At 39.0% G+C, this 22,899-nt stretch carries 21 protein-coding genes; 9 read left to right on the top strand and 12 right to left on the bottom strand.

Translation table 11 applies throughout. From position 1 onward, the window contains the following. The first annotated feature begins 41 nt into the window (after positions 1–41). From gacA to D7V20_RS02440, 3 genes are read left to right on the top strand one after another with little or no spacing between them, the layout of a single operon-like run. Complete coding sequence (gene gacA, locus D7V20_RS02430) at positions 42–677, top strand: response regulator transcription factor GacA (protein ID WP_120382748.1); 636 nt, start codon at positions 42–44, stop codon at positions 675–677. A gap of 36 nt (positions 678–713) precedes the next feature. Beyond that, positions 714–2,282, top strand: a complete 1,569-nt coding sequence (locus D7V20_RS02435) for a sensor histidine kinase (protein WP_120382749.1) — start codon at positions 714–716, stop codon at positions 2,280–2,282. Between the two features lie 17 nt (positions 2,283–2,299). Continuing rightward, on the top strand, positions 2,300–3,712 hold the full coding sequence (locus D7V20_RS02440; RefSeq protein ID WP_120382750.1) for a sigma-54-dependent transcriptional regulator: 1,413 nt from the start codon (positions 2,300–2,302) through the stop codon (positions 3,710–3,712). Positions 3,713–3,806: 94 nt separating this feature from the next. Here D7V20_RS02440 and D7V20_RS02445 read toward each other — a convergent pair whose 3' ends face one another. The 4 genes from D7V20_RS02445 to lptF all read right to left on the bottom strand — a co-directional run bounded on the left by D7V20_RS02445 (position 3,807) and on the right by lptF (position 8,865). Next, the gene (locus D7V20_RS02445) at positions 3,807–4,976 is read right to left on the bottom strand and encodes a S41 family peptidase (RefSeq protein WP_120382751.1); all 1,170 of its coding nucleotides are present in this window, start codon (positions 4,974–4,976) and stop codon (positions 3,807–3,809) included. Between the two features lie 28 nt (positions 4,977–5,004). Next, a complete protein-coding gene (gene gpmI, locus D7V20_RS02450; protein ID WP_120382752.1) occupies positions 5,005–6,552 on the bottom strand; it encodes a 2,3-bisphosphoglycerate-independent phosphoglycerate mutase in 1,548 nt (515 codons plus the stop codon). A gap of 142 nt (positions 6,553–6,694) precedes the next feature. Beyond that, positions 6,695–7,765 carry an LPS export ABC transporter permease LptG gene (gene lptG / locus D7V20_RS02455; RefSeq protein WP_120382753.1) on the bottom strand — a complete coding sequence of 357 codons (1,071 nt, stop codon included), beginning with the start codon at positions 7,763–7,765 and terminating at the stop codon, positions 6,695–6,697. After that, on the bottom strand, positions 7,765–8,865 hold the full coding sequence (gene lptF, locus D7V20_RS02460; protein WP_120382754.1) for an LPS export ABC transporter permease LptF: 1,101 nt from the start codon (positions 8,863–8,865) through the stop codon (positions 7,765–7,767). Before lptF ends, lptG begins: the two co-directional genes overlap by 1 nt. A 143-nt stretch (positions 8,866–9,008) precedes the next feature. Here lptF and D7V20_RS02465 point away from each other — a divergent pair, with 143 nt between their 5' ends. The 3 genes from D7V20_RS02465 to blhA are packed head-to-tail and all read left to right on the top strand — an operon-like array spanning position 9,009 to position 11,541. Continuing rightward, positions 9,009–10,457 carry a leucyl aminopeptidase gene (locus tag D7V20_RS02465; protein WP_120382755.1) on the top strand — a complete coding sequence of 483 codons (1,449 nt, stop codon included), beginning with the start codon at positions 9,009–9,011 and terminating at the stop codon, positions 10,455–10,457. After that, a complete protein-coding gene (locus D7V20_RS02470; protein ID WP_120382756.1) occupies positions 10,450–10,875 on the top strand; it encodes a DNA polymerase III subunit chi in 426 nt (141 codons plus the stop codon). Before D7V20_RS02465 ends, D7V20_RS02470 begins: the two co-directional genes overlap by 8 nt. A 39-nt stretch (positions 10,876–10,914) precedes the next feature. Further along, complete coding sequence (blhA, locus tag D7V20_RS02475) at positions 10,915–11,541, top strand: cell division protein BlhA (RefSeq protein ID WP_120382757.1); 627 nt, start codon at positions 10,915–10,917, stop codon at positions 11,539–11,541. A gap of 85 nt (positions 11,542–11,626) precedes the next feature. Here the strand turns inward: blhA and D7V20_RS02480 are convergent, their stop codons facing one another. The 7 genes from D7V20_RS02480 to glnK all read right to left on the bottom strand — a co-directional run bounded on the left by D7V20_RS02480 (position 11,627) and on the right by glnK (position 17,881). Beyond that, positions 11,627–12,172 carry a VTT domain-containing protein gene (locus D7V20_RS02480; protein ID WP_120382758.1) on the bottom strand — a complete coding sequence of 182 codons (546 nt, stop codon included), beginning with the start codon at positions 12,170–12,172 and terminating at the stop codon, positions 11,627–11,629. Positions 12,173–12,281: 109 nt separating this feature from the next. Continuing rightward, positions 12,282–12,941, bottom strand: coding sequence for a riboflavin synthase (locus D7V20_RS02485; RefSeq protein WP_120382759.1), 660 nt, complete (start codon positions 12,939–12,941; stop codon positions 12,282–12,284). An 88-nt stretch (positions 12,942–13,029) separates the two neighbouring features. Continuing rightward, a complete protein-coding gene (locus D7V20_RS02490) occupies positions 13,030–14,334 on the bottom strand; it encodes a DNA adenine methylase (protein WP_120382760.1) in 1,305 nt (434 codons plus the stop codon). Beyond that, complete coding sequence (ribD, locus tag D7V20_RS02495) at positions 14,331–15,440, bottom strand: bifunctional diaminohydroxyphosphoribosylaminopyrimidine deaminase/5-amino-6-(5-phosphoribosylamino)uracil reductase RibD (RefSeq protein ID WP_120382761.1); 1,110 nt, start codon at positions 15,438–15,440, stop codon at positions 14,331–14,333. Before ribD ends, D7V20_RS02490 begins: the two co-directional genes overlap by 4 nt. 32 nt (positions 15,441–15,472) lie before the next feature. Continuing rightward, the gene (gene nrdR, locus D7V20_RS02500; RefSeq protein ID WP_089605218.1) at positions 15,473–15,937 is read right to left on the bottom strand and encodes a transcriptional regulator NrdR; all 465 of its coding nucleotides are present in this window, start codon (positions 15,935–15,937) and stop codon (positions 15,473–15,475) included. A gap of 152 nt (positions 15,938–16,089) precedes the next feature. After that, entirely contained in the window at positions 16,090–17,475 is a 1,386-nt protein-coding gene (locus tag D7V20_RS02505; RefSeq protein ID WP_120382762.1) for an ammonium transporter, read from the bottom strand. 67 nt (positions 17,476–17,542) lie between these two features. Continuing rightward, positions 17,543–17,881: a P-II family nitrogen regulator gene (glnK, locus tag D7V20_RS02510; RefSeq protein ID WP_004868205.1), complete on the bottom strand. Its 339-nt coding sequence runs from the start codon at positions 17,879–17,881 to the stop codon at positions 17,543–17,545. Positions 17,882–18,266: 385 nt separating this feature from the next. Between glnK and D7V20_RS02515 the strand changes: the two genes are divergently transcribed. The 3 genes from D7V20_RS02515 (at position 18,267) to D7V20_RS02525 (ending at position 20,591) form a co-directional block, all read left to right on the top strand. Continuing rightward, positions 18,267–18,494, top strand: coding sequence for an accessory factor UbiK family protein (locus D7V20_RS02515; protein WP_010112904.1), 228 nt, complete (start codon positions 18,267–18,269; stop codon positions 18,492–18,494). A gap of 72 nt (positions 18,495–18,566) precedes the next feature. Continuing rightward, entirely contained in the window at positions 18,567–20,054 is a 1,488-nt protein-coding gene (locus D7V20_RS02520) for a YifB family Mg chelatase-like AAA ATPase (RefSeq protein ID WP_120382763.1), read from the top strand. A gap of 27 nt (positions 20,055–20,081) precedes the next feature. Next, positions 20,082–20,591: a GNAT family N-acetyltransferase gene (locus D7V20_RS02525; RefSeq protein WP_120382764.1), complete on the top strand. Its 510-nt coding sequence runs from the start codon at positions 20,082–20,084 to the stop codon at positions 20,589–20,591. Positions 20,592–20,815: 224 nt separating this feature from the next. Here D7V20_RS02525 and D7V20_RS02530 read toward each other — a convergent pair whose 3' ends face one another. After that, positions 20,816–21,586, bottom strand: a complete 771-nt coding sequence (locus D7V20_RS02530) for a TorF family putative porin (protein ID WP_120382765.1) — start codon at positions 21,584–21,586, stop codon at positions 20,816–20,818. Positions 21,587–22,899: the final 1,313 nt, after the last annotated feature.

Here is a 22,899-nt window from a genome sequence, read left to right on the forward strand (position 1 = left end):
GTAACAAAAATATTGATATTAAGAATTGTGAGGAGGTGTACGTGATTACTGTCTTAGTGGTAGATGACCATGAATTAGTAAGAACAGGCATCTGCAGAATGCTAGAAGATCAAACTGATATTCAAGTGATTGGGCAAGCTGAATCAGGTGAAGAAGCCATTACAATCGTCAGACAACACCATCCGAATGTGGTTTTATTAGATGTCAATATGCCTGGAATTGGCGGCGTTGAAACAACACGTCGTTTATTACAAACTGCACCAGATACCAAAGTTTTAGCCGTTAGCGGACTTGCAGAAGAACCGTATCCGTCATTGTTACTTAAAGCTGGAGCAAGAGGTTATATCACCAAAGGTGCTCCAATTACAGAAATGGTTCGAGCAATCAAGAAAGTCATGCAAGGTGGTAAATACTTTAGTGCGGATATTGCTGAACAATTGGCGAGCTCATACCTATCAGACACACAAACTTCCCCTTTTGATGCGCTTTCAGAACGTGAAATGCAAGTTGCAATGATGGTGGTCAATTGTGTGAGTGCTCAAGAAATTTCAGATAAACTTTTTGTCAGCGTTAAAACAGTCAATACCTACCGCTATCGTATTTTTGAAAAGCTTGGACTAGATAGCGATGTCAAGTTAACTCATCTGGCTATACGTTATGGTTTGATTAAACCTTAAATCTATTCAAAATATAAAGTTTTATTTGAGTGCATTATGCTGCCTACGGTATCTGTCCCTATTTATCAAACGATTTATCGCTTAGGCGCATTGTATTCAGTTTATCGCATTGTTATTGCTTGCTGTTTAACGGTGATCTTTTTGATTACCTTGGAAAATCAAGACTCTCATTACAACTATCCCAGTTTATATTTTTACTCAGTCGCTGCATATACTGTGATTTCAGCTTTACAACTGATATTGCTCAGGTTCTATCCTCACGGCGTCAGTAAACAATTTATTGGCTTTTTTATTGTTGATATTCCTTTTCTAAGCATACTTACTTTTGCACTGGATGGTCCTAATCTTGCAATTAGTATCTTGTTTGTCATTACCGTATTTGTCGCAAATTTTTTGCTCACCAAAACCAAAGCGCTTTTCGTAACACTGGTTTCTGTAATTGCTGTTATTTATCAGCAATTTTTTGGAAGTTTTTTTGATTTCTCAAATTTAAATAATATCGGTAATAGTGCTTTACTCGCTTTCTTATTCTTTATGGTTTACGGTATCGGACAGATTGCGATTAATCGTTTTCAACTTCTTGAATCCTTAAATACCTATCAATCGATTGAATTATTTAAACTACAAAATATCAATCGCTATATTTTAGAACAGATTGAAGTCGGCTATTTGGTGCTCGATGAACAATATAAAATTATTGTGAGTAACCCTGCGGCTTGCCTACTGCTCGGTATTCCTCCACTCTATGCCCATGAACAGTATCTTCTTTCTAGTTTTCAACCCGATTTGTTTGAATTACTAGAAAAGACGATGATCAAGGATAATGAACGCTTTCAATTTGAGTCATATAAATCAGCGTATACCGTTGATATTCGTGTGCAAAAATTAATTGTGCCAAATCAAGCGCTCACACTTTTGGTTTTAGAGGATGCACAGAAAATTAATCAAAAGGTCCAACAATTAAAACTTGCGGCATTAGGACAACTCTCTGCTAGTATTGCACATGAAATTAGAAATCCTCTTGCTGCAATTGTGCAAGCCAACGATTTGATTATGGGCAGTAGTGGACAGCAGCAAACCATTCTTCATCAAATGATTTCAAAACAAGCTGTACGTATTAACAGTATCATTAAAGATACTTTAGATATGGCAAAAAATAGAAAAACCACAGCGACTAAAATTCTTCTACAAGACTTTTTGAATGATTTACTAACCAATGATTTACAGGACGCACGTCAAAAAATTCAACTTGATATACAAACTCGTCTTTCTGTCTTTTTTGATGACTTACAACTCAGACAAGTACTGATTAACTTGATTCGCAATGCACTACGTCATAATGATGAATTTGCAGATTATATTCTAGTTAGGGCGTTTAAAAGTGAGCATCACATTTGTATAGATGTGATTGATTTTGGGAAAGGAGTATCAAAACAAGACCTTTCGCAATTATTTCAGCCATTTTTTAGTACCGAAATCAACGGAACTGGTTTAGGATTGTATCTATCACAAAGTATATGTGAAGCGAATCAAGCGAAATTAATTTACGTAGAGCAAAAACAACAAGGGGCATGTTTTCGAATCGAATGCCCACTCACGGAATAAACTAGGTTTTTGGGGATATGACTACACGACAACCATTGGTTTTACTTGTAGATGATGAGCAAGATTTATGCATGCTCATGCAGATGAGCCTTTCTCGCATGGGCATAAAAACCCATATGGCACATCATTTACAACAAGCCAAATATTTCTTTAGTGAATATAAATATGATGCTTGTATTACAGATCTTAACCTTCCCGATGGAAGTGGTTTAGATCTCGTTAAACACGTCTCTCAACATTATCCTAAAACGCCAATTGCTGTTTTAACAGCCTACGGCAACATGGAAATTGCAATTGCTTCTTTAAAAGCTGGCGCTTTTGATTTCGTCAGTAAACCAATTAACCAATCACACTTACAACAGCTCTTACAAAAAGCTTTGCATGTCCCTCAATTGGATGCGAATGCTGCAGAAATTCCGATTGAACAATCTATGCTCATTGGTAATTCTCAGGTCATTCGTAATCTAAGAGAATCGATTAAAAAGATCGCCCGCTCACAGGCACCTGTATTCATTACTGGTGAATCAGGTACAGGCAAAGAAGTTGTTGCCAATTTGATTCATAAGCTCAGTAACCGCAGTGATAGTCCTTTTATTGCCATTAACTGTGGTGCAATTTCAGAAGACTTAATGGAAAGCGAGCTTTTTGGACATAAAAAAGGTTGTTTCTCTGGTGCTACACAAGATAAACAAGGTCTGATCCAAGCTGCAAATGGCGGTACTTTATTCTTAGATGAAATTGCTGAGCTGTCTTTAGCAATGCAAGCGAAACTGTTACGTGCTGTTCAAGAAAAGAAAATTCGTCCTTTAGGCAGTGATACTGAGATCGAAGTAGATTTTCGTATCATCAGTGCCAGCCACCAAAATATTGAAGTTTTGGTTGAACAAGGTAAATTCCGCCATGACCTATTTTTTAGGATTCATGTTATGGATGTGGTGTTGCCTCCATTAAGAGCGCGTGACCAAGACATTTTAATTTTAGCGGCACATTTTATTCAGATCATTTGTACTGAATGGCAGATTCCAACCAAACAATTAACTGAAAAAGCCAAAGCTTTTCTGTTAGAACAGCACTATTCAGGCAACGTTCGTGAACTGCGCAATATCATTGAAAAAGCCATCACCATGTGTGATGAGGATCAATTAGATATTCAACACTTACAACCTGCACCACTCCGTGGAGTCAGCCAAAATGAAGCTGTTGAAACGGATGTAAAAACACCTGTACAAACAGATGCAGCATTGAAAGGCCAGAAAATTCCTGAAGAGGGTTTAGAGGAATATTTGGAAAAAGTGGAAAAAGAAGTACTTCTTTCTGCATTAAACCAAACCCATTGGAATCGGACTTTGGCGGCAAAAAAACTGGGAATGACTTTCCGATCTCTACGTTATCGTTTGAAAAAATTTGGTTTAGATACAGATGATGATTAAAACGATCGTTTTTCCATCGTTGTAAAAACAAAAAACTGAGCCAACTGCTCAGTTTTTTGTTTCTCAATCTTATTTTTAAGTCGTAAACTGCATGTTAACGATGCTTCAGCAATTGATCAGCAACATTATTTAAATAATTTTCTTCTTTTAAATCTGTTGTCCATGGCAGGTCTAAATCTGGGCGAATGCCCTGCCCATCAATCATATTGCCATTCGGCGTATAATAATGCGAAACCGTCATTTGTAATGCTGCACCATTCGGCAATGGAAATAGCTTTTGCACAACACCTTTGCCGTAACTCTTTTCACCAATCACCCACGCCCGCTGGTGTTCTTTCATTGCAGCAGTAAAAACTTCAGCTGCAGATGCAGAACGACCATTGATCAAAATACCCAGTTTAATATTTGGAAATTCATTGCCTGGTAAAGCCTGGAATTGTTGATTACCTTCTGAACGGCTCTTGGTGGAAACAATCGTTCCTTGATTTAAAAATAAGTCAGCTGTTTCAACCGCTGCAGACAATAAACCACCAGGGTTATTGCGTAAATCCAATAAAACAGCCTTCACTTTTTGTGAATTATATTCTTCAATTAAACGCTTAATTTCATTGGCAGTATCTTGCTGAAAAACTTTAACTTTCAAGACCAAGACTTGATTGTGCAACATCATCGCTTCAATATCAGCGACATCTAACTTGCGATTTCTCACAATCGTTAATATCGGACTTTTTTCATTCAGTTGTAATTGAAAGGTTGAACCGATTGATCCATGCAATAAATCGTCAACTTGTTCAGCATTTAAGTTTTTAAGCTCTTGATTTTCAATTTTAAAAATTGTGAATCCATTTTTAAGACCTAACTTTGCTGAATCTGAATTATCACGTAAATTCTTAATTTTCCATTGATGAATATGATTATCGAATGTCAATTCAAAATCTGCTGTTGCAAGATCACTTTCAGTGTATTGCATCAGCTGTTTATATTCTTCAGCTGTTAAATAACGTGAGTAGCGGTCTAAACCACTCACTAAACCTTTAATGGCTTGTAAAAATAAAGCATCATCAGGTTCTTCTTCTACATAATTATCTTTAACAATGCCATAAATTTGTACAAATTGCTCTATCGACTCAATCGGTACTTCTGTAATCGCCTGTTCAGTTTCTCCATCAAAATCAAGTGGGGCAGTATTTTCAGCTGCCCATAAATGGCTCCCACTGGTCAGTAATCCTGTTAAAACAGCAATATATTTCCAAGCTTGAGCCATTCACGCACCTGTATTTTGTATTGTTATGTTATGGGTTTAACGTAATCAAATTACGTCCCTGCATTTCTGACGGCACTGGAAGATTCATCAAACTCAAAATAGTTGGTGCAACATCTGCTAAAACACCACCTTCTGCAATGGTCGCTGAGCTTGGACCTACATAGATAAAAGGTACAAGTTCCGTTGTATGCTGAGTATGTACCTGACCACTGATATAGTCCTGCATTTGCTCAACATTACCATGATCTGCTGTAATTAACATGTGTCCATGTTTTGCCATCACAGCTTCATATAGACGACCTAAACTGCGATCTACAGCTTCAACTGCTTTTACAGCAGCATCAAATACACCTGTGTGTCCAACCATATCCCCATTGGCATAGTTCACCACCAATAAGTCATATTCACCTGAATTAATCGCATCAACGAGTTTATCTGTCACTTCAGGCGCACTCATTTCAGGTTGTAAGTCATACGTTGCAACTTTCGGTGATGGAATCAAAATACGTTTTTCACCCGGATATTCATCTTCACGACCACCACTGAAGAAGAAGGTCACATGTGCATATTTTTCTGTTTCTGCAATCCGAAGTTGGGTCTTGCCTAATGATGATAAATATTCACCAATTGAGTTTTTCAAATCTTCAGGCATGTACGCCACAGGTGCATCAATCGTGGCTTGATAACGCGTCAACATGACAAATTTAGATAAATTTGGCACAACCTTACGTTCAAATCCTGCAAAATCTTTTTCAACAAAAGCTTTGGTAATTTCACGTGCGCGATCTGCACGGAAATTCATAAATACAATACTGTCACCATCAGAGACTTTTACGATATCGCCAATCCGTGTTGCTTTGACAAACTCGTCATTCTCATTGGCTGCATAAGCTTGTTCTAAACCTTCAAGCGCAGAATCAACCACACGTAAAGCTTCGCCCTCAGTCATCAAACGATAAGCTTGTTCAACACGATCCCAACGATTGTCTCGATCCATTGCAAAGTAACGACCGATCATCGTTACAATCCGACCTTGATTTGGATATTGTGCAAAAACTGCATCTAATTTTTCTAATGATGGCTTCGCACTACGTGGCGGTGTATCACGACCATCAAGGAATGCATGTAAATACACTTTTGCACCACGTTTTAGGGCAAGCTCACACATTGCAACAATATGATCTTGATGTGAATGCACACCACCTTCAGACAATAGCCCCATGATATGCACTGCACCATTGGCAGCTTTGGCCTTTTCAACAGCATCAATCAGGACTTCATGTTCAAAGAAATCACCAGTACGAATGTCTTTGGTAATTCGGGTAAAATCTTGGTAAAGCACACGACCTGCACCTAAGTTCATGTGGCCCACTTCTGAATTACCCATTTGGCCATCAGGTAAGCCTACATCTTCACCAGAACCAGAAATTAAACTATGCGGATGCTTTTCTTGCATCATGGTTAGATTTGGCGTTTTTGCTGCTAAAAACGCATTATCTTCGACCGCTTCACGATGACCCACACCATCCATAATCACAAGAACGTGAGGGATTTTGCCAGCAGTTGCATCCGTCATGATTTACACTCTTTTCTGTTTACAAATTAATCGTGCTATCTTACCGTTTTTTTACGGCAGACTCTATGCTCAGACCATGACAAACATTGATGTTGATGATCTGAATTTCTGATTTATCTAAACCTAATGTATTTAAAATCGACTATCGTGCTCTGTAGAGCAAATAACTTCCCGCAGCAAACATGAGTACAATCGGTAAAAATACGAACCATGCAGGTGATGGTGCATAAACCAAACTTGCATAACCCAAGAAATCTTGTAAATAATAGAAACCAAGACCAACAAACAGAGCAATCACCAAACGGAAACCCATCGATTGTTGACGTAAAGGTCCAAAAATAAATGAACACGCAATCAGCACTAAGGCCAATAATGCAAATGGTGATCCAACATTTTTCCAAAAAGCCAGCAAATAGGTTTTCGGAACTTGACTATATTCATGCATGTATTTCATAAAACTAATCAACTGACTCGGTGCTAAATCTTCAGGATCAATCGTCACCATATGCACATATTTCGGTTGTAACGCCAACGCTAAATCCTGTTGATTGGTTTTTGCGACCTGAGCCTGACCATTCACGAGCAAATTCACTTGGGTACTGTTCTGTAAATTCCATTGCCCATCTTGAACAAACTTGCCTTGTTCAGAGTTTAGTAAAGACTTCATGCGATAGTTTTCATCGAAATCAATCACTTGAACCTGTTTTAAAGTCCCTTGCGAATTGGCATAGTCAATATAAATAAACCGTTGCCCTTCACGTGTCCAATAACCTTTAACTTCACCTAAAGCAGCAACACTACGATGACTTTTAATACTTTTGGCATGTTCATTGGTATAAGGAACCACAAACTCACTCAGTACAAAAGACAACACAACCAAAAGCATAGCTGAGCGCATCACCCAACCTACAATCCGCCATAAACTAATCCCTGATGCACGCATCACGATCAATTCACTATTGGATGCCATTGAACCTAAACCAAGCACAGCCCCAATTAATGCAGAAATAGGCAGAATCTCATAGAGATAGCGTGGCGCACCCCACAAGACGTATTGCAACGCATTCCAAGCGGTATAGCCTTCTTTTAAATCACCTAACTCACCCAAGTAAGTAAACAAAATTTGCAAGACCGATAACACCGCTGTTGCACCTAACATTGCAAGTGCAGTGGTTTTCGTCACATGCTTGGCGACAATTCTACGTGCTAACATTATGACCTCACTCGCTGAATCTGCTTCTTAATCTTAGGTGCTAATTTCTGTTTTCTAGAGAATAAAGCAGCGGCTATGGCATATACCAAAAGTACCGCAGGATAAGCCCAAATCCCAATCTCAGCTTTACTAATTCGAGTTTTAATCGCCATCAATGCCACAATTAAGCTGGCAAAAATTAATAAGGCTGGAAATAATTTTAAATAGCGACCTTGTCGAGGACTCACCTCACACAGTGCAGTTGCAAGCATGAGTGCAACAATCATTGAAAATGGCACAAAAATACGCCATCCCAATTCACTCTCAACCACTGGATCATTTTTAACTGCAAGCAATTTTGCAATCGGTAAAGCTTCCACTTCACCACTTTCAAATTTTGCCTCTTTATCACTTTCTAATCGCAAGCGATACGATTGAAACTCTGCTTGGCTATACTTTGGCGTGCCGGGATAAATTTCATAACGACGCCCTTGAATTAAATCGACAATACTGGCCGTTTCATTGGCAATTTCAACACGTGTTGCTTCTTTTGCCAAAATCATGACATCAGGTTTACCTTCTTTTTCAGCACGCTGATAAAAGAAAATATCTTTTAAATTTTTACGGTCTTCGGATAAAGATCCTGCATAAATCGTATATGCCCCTGAAGAAATAAACTCTTTGGGTCGAACAAGATCAAATCCCGTACGAACGGCTTGCGTTGATACCAATTGCTCATACTGACGCAATCCCCAAGGCGATAGCCAAACCATCAAAATGGTTTGTACAAATAAATAAATCACGGTCAGTGGAATGAGCAATCGAGCCAATTGAATGCGACTCAAACCACTACTATTAAACACAGCCATTTCATGGTCGACGTACAAACGACCAAAAACCAGCATTAACCCAATAAAGAAACCTAAAGGAAGAATTAATGTTAAAAATTCAGGTAAGCGATAACCAATGATACTAAACAGGATACTGGCATCTAAACGCCCTTGCGCTGCCACGCCAAAATACTTGATCAAACGTCCACCCATCATGATGAGTGTTAATAGCGCAACAACAACGAGTGAAGTTGAAACCACTTGCCTGACGAGATAACGTCGAATAATCAAATTAATCTTCCAAATAAGGGTAAATCGTGAAGTAGTACTAGTTTACCCGAAGTTAAAAATATAAAACCACATTGAAATTCTATCATTGGAAGTGGTTCAATGGTTTAATGAATTGAAACGTTTAAAAGGTACAAATACAGCACATGAAACTTACAATAAACCCATCGTTTTCAACGCCTACGTCTAGCCAATCGTTGTTTATTTTGGTGGATTCTGAAAACCCACAAATAGCTCAAGAAACATATAAAATCAATGATTTAAACTCATTAATTGAAGCAACAGCATTCAAAGCGAGTTTTAATGAGACATTACCACTTATCGGAAAACTGACTCAAATTACACAATGTACTTTGCTTGGTATCGATAAAGCTTCGGAAATTAAAGCGACGAAATTAGCAAAAATCGCACAAACGATTATCAAAGCTTCACAAAAAAAATCCAAACAAATCAGTATTGATATCTCTGCTCTTCCTGTTGAGTTGCATTATTTATTTGCTTTAAGTATTACTCAAGTGGCTTATGGTTACGATGAGTTTAAATCAAAGAAAAATGAATTTAGTTTAGAAAATGTTGAGTTGATTGCTAATGAATCTACTCTAACCAATGCGCAATTAAACTTTATTGAAGCCGTTCAAAACGGACAAAATTTAGCACGTGATCTTGGAAACTGCCCAGGGAATATTTGTTTCCCTGAGTATTTGGCGGAACAAGCGCATGCCTTAGCTGCCGAATTCCCTGACTTATTAAAAGTTACAGTGCTTGAAGAGCAACAACTTGCTGACTTGGGTATGAATGCTTTCCTTGCTGTAAGCAAAGGTTCTGATCGCCCGGGTCGTATTGTCACACTTGAATATCAAGCCACTACAGATCAAGCACCGATTGTGCTCGTCGGTAAAGGCGTTACCTTTGATACAGGTGGTATTTCATTAAAACCAGGCCTAGGCATGGACGAAATGAAATTCGATATGTGTGGTGCAGCATCAGTATTGGGTACGATTCGCGCACTCTGTGAAGCGAAATTACCAATTCACGTTGTAGGTGCAATTGCTGCCGCAGAAAATATGCCTTCAGGTCATGCAACTCGTCCGGGCGATATTGTCACAACGATGAGTGGACAAACTGTTGAAATTTTAAATACAGATGCAGAAGGCCGTTTAGTACTGTGCGATACTTTGACTTATATCAAACGTTTCAACCCAGCCTTGGTGATTGATGTAGCAACCCTAACTGGTGCATGTGTAATTGCCCTAGGTTCGGTTGTTTCTGGATTATTCACACCAGATGATGAATTAGCTGAAGAAATTATTGCAGCAGGTCATACTTCTTTTGACCGTGTATGGCGTATGCCGGTGTATGAGGATTATCAAGAACAACTTGATACGCCTTTCGCAGATATTGCCAATATTGGTGGACCAAAAGCTGGTGCAGTTACAGCAGCGTGTTTCTTACAACGTTTTACACGTGATTACCGTTGGGCACATTTAGATATTGCAGGTACAGCTTGGAACTCGGGTGCAAATAAAGGTGCAACAGGTCGTCCAGTTCCATTGTTAATGCAATTTATTGCTAAACGCGCGCAATCAAATGGCTAAAATTAGCTTTTATTTGTTTGAAAAAAGCCCTGAACGACAGGTCGAAAGTGCCTGTCGTTTATGTCGTAAAATTTTACGAAATGCAGCTAAAATTTGGCTGCATTGCCCAGATCCTGAGTTACAGCAACAACTCGATGAACGCTTATGGAGCTTTGATGCAACGAGCTTTTTAGCCCATGGCATTGACCAAACACATGCGCCTATCTGTATCTCAGCACAATTACCTACAGCACAAGCAGGATCAAGCACTGTTGAATGGATTGTGTTTAATTTTAACAATCAACCCCTTGAACAAGTGACACAATTTGGTCACATTATAGAAATTGTTGAAAATGATGAGTCTGCAAAGCAAATTGGTCGAGAAAAGTACAAAGCATATCGACGAATGGGTATTACACCTCAAACCTTCAAACTCTAAGCTATTGATATTCAAACCTAAAAACAAAGGAGATGCGTGGTGACATTAAATGTCGGTCAAGATTTCAAAAAGCGTTGGTTGAATGCGCCTGAAGCTGTGCGCCAAACTTTTGTTGATGACCTCAATCGCATCTGTGACCTTTTAAGCCCTGTAACAGATATACAAAATTGGCTCAATAATGACCAACGTCAAATGCAAATTGCACAACTTCAAGTTGAACAAGCCTATGCCGATTTAAAAGCACAGCTGATTGAAGAAGCCCGTGTTCGTAAACAGTTGGCCTTGGAAAAAGCCTTAGCTGAGAAACGTGCACAACAAGATGCGTATAATCAGCAATTACAGCAAGATGAAATTCAACAGTTTAAAGATCAACAACTTGTACTACAAAACTTACGACAACATATTGATATTGAAATTTCCGAATACAGCCAAAAGTATACAAAAAATCCAGATGTAGCCGCGATTGACTATGCCAGCGGTCAATTTAGAGTGGATGAGAGCCAAATCACTTCTGAATTAGAAAGTGTTCGTTTAAGACTTGAACTGGAGGCTGAAACACTGATTGAGCAAACGGTAAAAGCTTTCCGCTCTAAATTAGAAACGGCAGCCAAAGAAGAAATTGAGTATATTCTCAGCAACTCAAATTTTTCAGCAGAAAAAAAGTAACGCCTTTGATCAAAAATCAGCAGATTACGATTATCCCAAAAGCCCAATCAGGGCTTTTTATCGATTGATCGCGATGTTAAGACCATTAAAACGAAGCAATAAGCAAAGAGAGTAGATTCCCTGCCCCATAACCCATTCCTAGTAATAAGGCAATCCAAATCCAGCCACCTAAAATGTTATACAACATAAATACAGGCATTTTCATATGTCCTGCACCTGCTGCAAATGGGGCAAAGGAGCGTACGAAAGGGACAAACCGTGCTACAAGAATGGTTTTCCCACCATGCTTTACGAAATAGTGATTGGTTTTCTTAATATATTCAGGTTTAAACCATCGAGAGTGTTCATGGAAAAACTTAAAACCCAAAACACGGCCTGTATAATAATTAACGATATAGCCCAATACAGAGGCAATAAATAAAAGTACCCCCATATAGTGTAAATGCACAGACTCAGCTGTAGAACACAAGGCTCCAATGGCAATCAGTAAACTGTCACCGGGCAAAAAAAACATAAATACCGAACCTGTTTCTGCAAAAATAATCAAAAACAGAATCGCATAAATCCAAAGCCCATAATTTTCTAGTAACGTGGGCAATAATTGTTCTAAATGCAGTAAAAAATCAAGCAATACACAATTCTCTTCGATGAAGCATTTGTCATATATTAGTCTAATTTAACGATATAAATATAAAAAAGCCTAAATAAATTAGGCTTTTCTTGGATAGACTCAATTTATTTTACTTTAGGAAGCCATGAGCAGCCAAGAATTCCATGCTCAGCTTTGATTCAGCTTTTTGTTCAGCTGCTTTATCACCTAACAATAAGCGCTCAATATAACGTGCCAGTACATCCACTTCCAAATTGACTTTAGAACCGACTTTCCACGTTCCAATATTGGTACGCTCAGCCGTGTGAGGAATCAAGTTCAGACTGAGAACATTGCCACGTAAATGGTTAATCGTCAGGCTGATACCATCGACCGTCACTGAACCTTTTTCAGCTAAATATTTAGCAATTTCCACAGGTGCAGTCACTTCATAATAAATTGAACGAGCATCTGAGCGAACCACGGTAATTTCACCGACAGCATCAACATGGCCACTGACAATATGTCCACCAAAGCGTGTCGTAGGTAACATGGCCTTTTCTACATTCACTGGTTGCCCCACTTTCCAATTTCCTAAAGTGGTCCGATTTAAACTTTCACGAGAAACATCAGCTGCATACCAGTGATCACCCCATTCGATGACAGTGAGGCAAATACCATTGGTGGCGATTGAATCCCCCAAATGCACATCAGACATATCTAAATCGGTATGAATACGTAAACGTACGTCGCCACCGACACTTTGCAGACTTTCAACCTTTCCTAAACTTTCAATAATGCCTGTGAACATATTTTTATCCTACTGCCTCAATAAATGAGCAATTCAAACCAATTCTCTATCCCAATATATTGTGTCATTTTATGCTTTTTAAAGGCTGCTACCAAAGCACCAACTGAGTACTGACCCCAGAAGTATCAACCCCACCCAATTCTGCAAAATGATAAAGCTGCCCCAATAACTGACGTAACGGCGGGCCAGATTTAGCATGTGTATCCGTAATTACTATAAATTCAAGTACACGCGCACGTTCAGATTGACGTTGTTTACTGACTCGATAACGTGGCACATCCTGAGTCAACAATGTCACCTTACCTCGCTTTAAATTGGCCGCCAATAAATCTTTGGCTTCAATATTTCCATCGGTTGAATAGCTGGTCAGGATATAACGTGCATTGATGGTTTCCAATAATTTCTCATAAGCTTCTTGGGCATGCTTAGAGGAATTATACGGACTTGGACGTTCTTTACGCCATGCTCGATCAATTCCACTTTTAAAACCTTTGGTATCAGGGGTTGGTAAATCAACTTGGTCCCAAAGCGTTAAAGAATTGAGTACATGATAATTACTGCTATAAGCGTGTTGATTGTATGGTGGATCTAAATAAGCCACATCCACCTCAAAACCACTCATTTGATTGGCGAGATGCTGTGCATCTACACACCACATTTCAGCCATTGGCGTCTTTTGCTTATTGTCACCTACTTCACTAAAGCGACTCGGAGTTAGCCACAATAAAGACTCAATACGCTCTAAAGCGGTTTGGGTTTTTCCACCCCAACCATGATGAAAGCTTTTAAATACACCACTGGTATTGCTCACAAAACTAGCTGAGTAAAGCAGGGGTGCAAGTAAGGCACTCATTTCTACATCATCGATTGCACCCTGCGCTTGCCATGTCGCAATTTGCTGACGAATGGCATCGATACGCATGCCGTTCCGACGTTTAAAGAACAAACGATCACGAGCAGGATCGTAAATTTCATCATTGCGTGGACAAAGATTATGCGTCACCCACCCCTTTACTTCGGGTAAGCGATTGAGGTAATCGATGGCTTTCTGATAGCCACCAAGTTCTTTAAATGCAGGCGCATCTGTACATGCAAGAATGGCATGATTCAGTGCATGGCTATACGGTTCCCAATCATTGGCAATCACGCGATATCCATTTTGGCGAGCTAAACGAGAAACCACGCCACTTCCTGCAAAAAAATCTGCAAAAATTGGCGCACGCTTACTGCTTGTATTTAATGTCCCTGTAATTTCAAGTGCTTCAAGAATCAGATGTAACAAACGACGCTTGTTTCCCAAATAAGGAACGAGCTGATGAAAAAGATATTCATCTGTTGTCCGTGCAGCATGGCGACGCTTGTGATAAACCGATGATGGTGACTCTGAATTCATACTGACTCTTGTGAAGGGATGAGTCTTAAACGAATATCATCACCCACTTGGATGACGTCAATAAGCTTAAAACGAAATTGTTGTGCCATAGATTCAAATTCTGCATTGAACATGGCACGTGCTGATTGTCCTAAAAAAGTGGGTGCAACATAATTGATCATTTCATCAACTAGACTTTCCTGCAAAAATGCAGTTGATAATGTTGCACCTGCTTCAACCAACACATCATAAATTTGTAAATCTTTTAAAGTCGCAAGCAAATCTTTTAAAGATTGCACAGCCAATTGTACCACGCCTAAATCTGCAAGTTCCTGACGAAATGGTCCCATGACGATCACGGTTTCAGGCTGCTGTAAAATTTGTGCAGTTAAAGGTAAACGTCCTTGACGATCCAAAATAATGCGTTTTGGCTGAACAATATTTTCAAGATCAATATTTGGCAAAGCGCGTACATTCAATTGAGGATCATCTGCCAAAACAGTATCAATACCTGTAATCACGGCCCCTGAAATTGCTCGCCAATGTTGCACATCCTGTCGTGCTTCTGCACCTGTGATCCATTTAGATTCACCAGAAGCCATGGCAGTACGACCATCTAAACTCGATGCAACTTTTAAACGCACATAAGGTATACCCGTTGCCATAGCTTTTAAAAAGCCTTTATTTTGCACCTCGGCTTCAGCTGTACAAACGGCTGTAATCACTTCAATACCAGCGTCTTGCAGTATTTGTACACCCTTGCCTGCAACTAAAGGATTTGGATCTGCACAGGCGATCACGACCTTTGCAACCCCTGCTTCAACCAATCCCTTTGCACAAGGTGGAGTACGCCCATAATGTGCGCAAGGTTCAAGTGTGACATAAGCTGTTGCACCACGTGCTTGTTCTCCAGCTTCTCTCATTGCAAACACTTCAGCATGTGGACCGCCGACTGGAGCTGTTGCACCACGCCCAACGATCACACCATCTTTTACAATCACACAACCCACAGCAGGATTAGGACGAGTTCGATAAATCGCTTTCTCAGCTTCAGCAATTGCTTGACGCATCCAAAATTGATCCGAATGAGAATCTAGAAGCTTCACATGCTGGCTTAACTCAGACATAGCATTCCTGATAAATAATTTGCAAACATAAATTAATGATCTTGCTCACGATGTTGCATTTGTTCAATTTGATGTCTGAATGCTTCTACATCTTGGAAATCTTGATAAACCGACGCAAAACGCACATAAGCAACATGGTCTAAAGCAAATAAAGCTTGCATGACAATCTCACCAATGGTTCTTGAACGAACGTCTCGTTCACCTAAACGGCGGATTTGCAATTGAATATCACTCAATACAGTTTCAATCTGCTCTTGAGTCACAGGTCTTTTTTGTAAAGCATGCATCAAAGAACGACGTAGTTTTGCTTCATCAAATGGTTCATTTTTACCATCGGATTTAGTTACACGTGGCATCACCACTTCATAACTTTCAAAAGTGGTGAAACGCTCACCACAATTAATACACTCACGGCGTCGACGAATCTGGCAGCCTTCCGCTGCCAAGCGAGAATCGATAACTTTACTATCAGCGGCGTTGCAAAATGGACAATGCATAGTGGTTTAATTGAACAAAATTCGTGATTTCAACTAGTGTAGCAAAAAAACTGGTTTTTGTTGAGCCTTTCGCAAGATATGGAAAAAAAACAGCCCATTCGGGCTGTTTTACACAATATATAGTTATTTTTTAAAATTATACAGTGATTCTATTACTCAATACGTTCACCATGTTGACTCAAATCTAGGCCCATACGCTCATCGTCAGATTCAACACGAATTCCAATCACAACATCGATGATTTTGAGTAGGATAAATGTCGCAACTGCTGAATATGCAATCGTTGCCAATACACCTTCAACTTGTACCCACAATTGATGCATCATATCTGTTGGTGCTTTATCACCCATGATGAATTCACTTGCAAATACAGCCGTTAAGATTGCACCAACAATACCACCGACACCATGTAGACCAAAAGCATCTAAAGAGTCATCTGCTTTAAGAATACGTTTAAGTCCAGAAATCCCCCAGAAACAAACCACACCACCGATTAAGCCCATGATCAACGCACCGCCTACAGTCACAAAACCTGCTGCTGGAGTGATCACCACTAAACCTGCGACTGCACCAGATGCTGCACCTAATACAGAGCCTTTGCCACGAACAACTTTTTCAACAATTAACCAAGAAATTGCTGCCGCTGCCGCTGCTACTTGAGTGGTTACCAATGCATAGGCTGCCGATCCATTTGCACCAAGTGCTGAACCACCGTTGAAACCAAACCAACCAACCCAAACAAGGCTTGCACCTAGAACGGTAAGCGCTAAGTTATGTGGCGCCATAGATTCTTTGCCTAGCCCCATACGTTTACCCAACATATATGCGGCAACTAAACCTGCAACACCAGAGTTAATATGAACAACTGTACCCCCTGCAAAATCAAGTGCACCATCATTCATTAACCAACCACCACCCCATACCCAATGTGCAATCGGAGCATACACTGCAATGACCCAAACGGTGATAAAAGCAATCCAAGCACTAAACTTCATACGGTCTGCAACAGAGCCACTGATGATTGCAACAGTGATAATTGCAAAAGTCATTTGGAAAATAACAAATAAAATCTCAGGAATCGTACCACTTAAGGCATCCGTTGTTATTCCTGAAAGCATGACTTTGTTTAAACTCCCGATAAAGGCATTACCCTCACCGAAAGCCAGTGAATAACCAATAACCACCCAAACAATACTGACGATAGCAGCTGCCGAAAAGCTATGCGCCATCGTACTAAGTACGTTCTTTTTACGAACCATACCACCATAAAATAGTGCTAGACCTGGAATCGTCATCAGTAAAACAAGTGCTGTAGATGCTAGAATCCAAGCCGTATCACCTGTATCAGCTTTTGGTTTTTCTTCTTCTACCACAACAGGTGCAGGTGCAACCTCTGCAGCAACGATTGTTTCTGTTGCTAACACATCACTCGCAGCGACTGCTGTTGTCGTAGGCTCAGCTACAGTTTCTTCTGCCCACGCAACTGATCCACCAAGAAGTGCGCCAGACAGGCTGAGCGCTAATAGCATTTTTTTCATTCGTATCCCCCAACCTAATTTTGTAAATTATGTATCGATATACATAACCAGCAAACTTCGTGCCAAATTAAACAGCATCTGGACCTGTTTCACCTGTACGAATACGGATGACTTGCTCTAAATTGGTCACGAAAATTTTTCCATCGCCAATTTTTCCAGTACTAGCAACTCGTGTAATTGATTCAATCACTGAATCCACCATGTCATCACTAATTGCAATTTCAATTTTTACTTTAGGTAAGAAATCAACAACATATTCAGCACCACGGTACAGTTCAGTATGGCCTTTTTGACGACCAAAACCTTTTACTTCTGTTACGGTGATCCCTTGAACGCCAATTTCAGACAATGCTTCACGCACGTCATCTAATTTAAACGGTTTTACGATTGCAGTTACGAGTTTCATATTGTTTTCCTTCGGCTTATTTCACCAGTAAGGTTTTATGTTCAATTTTCATGCCAATCTTCCTAGCGGTTGGGGATGCTCATCGGATTAACATGCATTGCCTTTATAACCTATTCTATCCATATAGGTGAAGTTTGAGCCTCAAAAAAACTGAAAAATTATGCATATTTTTTTGTTTTAAATAACTTCTCACAGTTTTTCCACGTTGTTTTAAATCTTCAAAAAAGGGAATAGAACGACATGCTTTTATTGTATTTAAATCAGCACGTACTGCATGGTATGTATTGTTCTTTATCGTTTTTCAACCTTGAAATCACTATTCCTAAAGCAAAAAGAAAAGAGAGGTGTTACACTCAGCATAGACTATAACACTATCGGATTTCTCATGATTGAAACATTATTACAAGCAATTTTAGAACAAGTCGATCAACCTAAAAAAGATTTAGAACATAATTTACGTGCATTACTCAATGAAACTGTAACCAAAATGGATATTGTTTCCAAAGACGAAATTGAACGTCAAAAAACTGCACTAAATAATGCCAATTTGCGTCTTAATGAGTTACAAGCGCAAGTTAAAGCGCTTGAAGTGTTAATTCAAAAAAATAGTTAACAATATTTTGCGCACTTTTGGTGCAAAAACAACAATAAAACGATTAAAAATAAAGCAAATTGGAAAATAATAATGTCTTTTGCCAAAATTTATACTCGGGGCTTGCTTGGACTACATGCACCCTTAATTGAAGTTGAAGTTCATGTGAGTGCAGGACTACCTTCTTTAACAATTGTCGGACTCGCGGAAGCAGCCGTTCGTGAAAGTAAAGATCGTGTCCGCTCAGCGATTATTAACAGTGGTTATCAATTTCCAACCAAACGTTTAACCATCAATCTTGCACCTGCGGATTTACCTAAAGATGGCTCACGACTAGATTTACCCATTGCTTTGGGAATACTGATCGCCACTGGGCAACTTCCTGAGAATGTCACAGATGATTTCGAGTTTATTGGCGAACTTGCATTAGATGGTCATTTACGCCCTACAACAGGAACACTCACCATTGCCATGGCATGCCAAATGGCAAAGCATCAACTGATGTTACCTCAGGAAAATGCCGAAGAAGCGGCGCAATTACCTGAGTTTCAAGTCTTTGCAGCAAGCCATTTAAAACAAGTCTGCGAACATTTCTTAAGTTCGCAAAAGATTGAAGCTGCGATTGCTCAAAAAACGCTACCATCACAGCAGTACAAATTTGATTTGGCTGATGTTAAAGGACAACTACGCCCAAGACGTGCTTTGGAAATTGCCGCAGCTGGTGGTCATTCGATTCTATTCAAAGGCCCACCCGGCACAGGTAAAACACTTTTAGCCTCAAGATTGCCCAGTATTTTACCGTCATTAAATGCTCAAGAAAATTTAGAAGTTGCCAGTATTTACTCAATAGCCAATATGCAACATCAGTTTGGGCAACGTCCTTTTCGATCTCCGCACCACACCGCTTCTGCCATTGCATTGGTAGGTGGTGGCTCACATCCAAAACCAGGGGAAATAACATTAGCGCATTTAGGTGTATTGTTCTTAGATGAATTGCCAGAGTTTGATCGTAAAGTTTTAGAAGTTCTACGACAGCCACTTGAATCTAAAGAAATTATTATTTCTCGTGCATCTCGACAAATTACCTTTCCTGCCAATTTTCAACTGATTGCCGCAATGAATCCCTGCCCTTGTGGTTATGCATTTAATCAGGACAGTCGCTGTCAATGCTCGGCAGAATCGATTAAGCGCTATCAAAATCGGATTTCAGGCCCTTTATTGGATCGTATTGATTTACATATCGATGTCCCGCCCTTAAAAGCCCAAGAGCTACAAGATCAACAGCCTGTTGAAAATTCTGCAACAGTCAGAGCACGAGTGATTCAGGCTTTTAATTTTCAAATCCAGCGACAAGGTGGATTAAATCATGGACTCTCACCTAAAGAGCTAGAAGTCCATGTTGTATTAGATGAAGCCTCAAAAAAAATGCTCGAAATGGCTCAACAACGCTTAAATCTTTCTGCACGTGCTTATCATCGTATTTTACGTGTGGCGAGGACGATTGCAGATTTAGCTCAAAGTGAAGAAATTCAAAGTGTGCATCTGACTGAGGCCTTATCTTATCGAGGAACTCAACCTTAATTTTTTGAGAATTTAAACAGGATAAATATGCTTCATTTAATTTTAAGAAACGAACAAGCTCAGGATGTTGATGCTATTTTCAAACTCACTGAATCTGCTTTTAAAAATGCTGAACATACAGATCACACCGAACAATTTATTGTCAATGCGCTTAGAAAGACGCAACAATTAACACTTTCCATTGTGGCTGAGCGAGAACAACAGCTTATTGGGCATGTTGCAATTTCACCCGTAGAAATTTCCTTAAAGACATCAGATTGGTATGGTTTAGGCCCTATTTCGGTTGCACCTGAATATCAACAGCAAGGGGTTGGTTCTGCTTTAATGCAATATTCATTACAGCAACTCAAACAACTGGGCGCAGCTGGATGTGTGGTCTTGGGTGATCCTGCATATTATTCCAAATTTGGCTTTAAAGTTATTCCAAACTTAACTTTAGCGGATGTGCCTGCTGAATATTTCCAAGCACTTTCTTTTACGGATATGTTTCCACAAGGTGAAGTTACATATTCTCAAGCTTTTACAGCGACTCAATAAGATTATGTGATCGTTGTTGCTCGTCTAATAATCTCCCCTGCCCCCTCTTTTTAAAGAAGGGAAACTATCGAGAATTTAAAATAATGTTAGATTCCATGTGTAGTTCTATGCTCCTCACCTTTCTCGAAGGAGGAATGAGGAACATAGCTAGGCAAAAGTGAAAGTTTATAAGGCTTTCTAACTGGCCTTAGCCATCAGGTCACCTTTTTGTTCAACAGATTCTTTTAGAACGTTTTAGTTAGGGTAAATACTGCACCCGTTTCCAAACCACGTTTCACTGAATTGCTTAATCCATCAGTATCGACATTGGTACCCACTGCTGCTAACTCTGCAGATAAGCCTGGAATTGATTTCACACCGTAATTGACACCAACTTTCCAGTCTACATAGTTATCTTCACCATCTGCCAATACTTTTTCATCCATTGTGGTATAGCCCACATTTGCAACACCACCAAAACCAGTCTCGCCAAATGGAACTGTATAACCCACGTTAAAATTCCAGCTATTACCGCCCACTGCTGCCCAGTCATTGGTATAATTCACATTGGTCAATAAACTGCTGCCTTTTACCAATACATCTGCAAAAATTAATTTTGCATAAAATTCAGTCCAGTTAAAATCATCTGTTGCACTTGGGTAGTTATACTCAATCACACCGATATCTAAAGTCGGTTTAAAGGTTGCAGATAAAGCCAAAGGTGTTGCAAAACCAATAGATGGGTCTAATTCTAAATGTGGATCAGATGAACCAAAGTTCACATTTGAACCCCAAAGACCTGCATAAAGACCTGAACTATGAGACAACGTAAAACCAGCTTGAACAGCAGGGTCAGAAAGTGTTTGTGTCATACCACGGAAACGATAATCACTCGTTACAGCAGCACTACCAGAAAAACTTAAACCTAATTTTGAAAGTGCATTATCTTCTGCCATTGTCATTGTTGCTGCTGCTGACAAAACTGCGAATGTGAATGCTTTAGTTGAGAATTTCATCTTGAGTGCTCCCCCATCATACGATGTCTATTTGTTATGCTAAATTTGATAAACTCGCTAATTGCTTAGCAATAGCTATGCCAAGTTTTAATCAGCTTATTATTCAAAGGATTTATAAATTTAGATAAATAACTGTTTCTATTAATTTATTATTTAATTTTATAATAAATACCGCTTATCTGATCATCCCTTTTCTTCTATGTCAAAAATCAATGTGACGATAAATTTTGTATAAACTGATTTTTGCTGACAAATTTAAGCGTGCTGCGACTGTTATGTTTGTTCCAAAACATAAACGTTCTCCATACAAGTAAAAAACTGAAAAAACATATAAAAAATAGTGTATTCAATTGCATGATGAGTTTATTTTAAAATCTAATCTTTCTTTAAAACGCATAAATAAAGTGCATCATTTTCTTGAATAATGCACTTTTAAAGATGTATTTCTACTCAAAGTTATGATTTACATTAAAGACTATATTGTACTTAAAACATTCAGCTAAACGTTTTTTACCACCAAACACTGCATTTAAACTAAAATCTTGAGCCAAGGGATGGAAACCCCAAAATATACATCCTCTGCATGAGCAGATGTAGCATCTACCAATATAATTGATAGATCTGAGGTTCAATTTTATACGCCAATTCTCCAACCACATCAAAAACTGTGGTTTTACATAGAGTCACCTTGATCAGGATAAACGATTCCAGCATTTTGATAGATATAAGCAGTTACTTTTAGATGATAGCTCCAATCTTGTGCAAATTCTTATCCATAAGCAATGTATAAATTTCATTCAAAACCATGATCTTGTGTTTCATTTGATAGATCGTAATTCAATGTAGTGTTTCTATTTTCAAGAGAAATGCCACTTTTATGCGCATATTCCAATTCACCTTGTATGGCAATATCCTCATTTTCGACACCACTATGATCAATAGACTTGGAAACTAAACCGATATTTCCAAAAACAAGCCCATTTGCTACAAGTTATTTTGATTCTTAGCGAACGCTGAATAAAAAAGTATAGCTACAGGCACAGCCCATAATATGTTTGAAAAAAAATTGATTTTATGAGGAATAGAAGAACAGGAGAAAAATAAAGTAAATTTTACGGTGCTTTTTAATTTGTGGTAAAAATTCTGCACACTCACTAGGCACATTGTTAGGTATTATTTATATTTCTCTAAATTTCATAAGCTTAGATTTATTTAAGCAGTTTTTCTCATAAACTAATAACTTTATATTGGATAAATATATTACAAAAATGAAATATTTTTGCGCAAAAGTGATTCCATTTTTATAGATTAAA

The organism is Acinetobacter rongchengensis, assembly GCF_003611475.1.
GTDB classification, from domain to species: Bacteria; Pseudomonadota; Gammaproteobacteria; order Pseudomonadales; family Moraxellaceae; genus Acinetobacter; species Acinetobacter rongchengensis.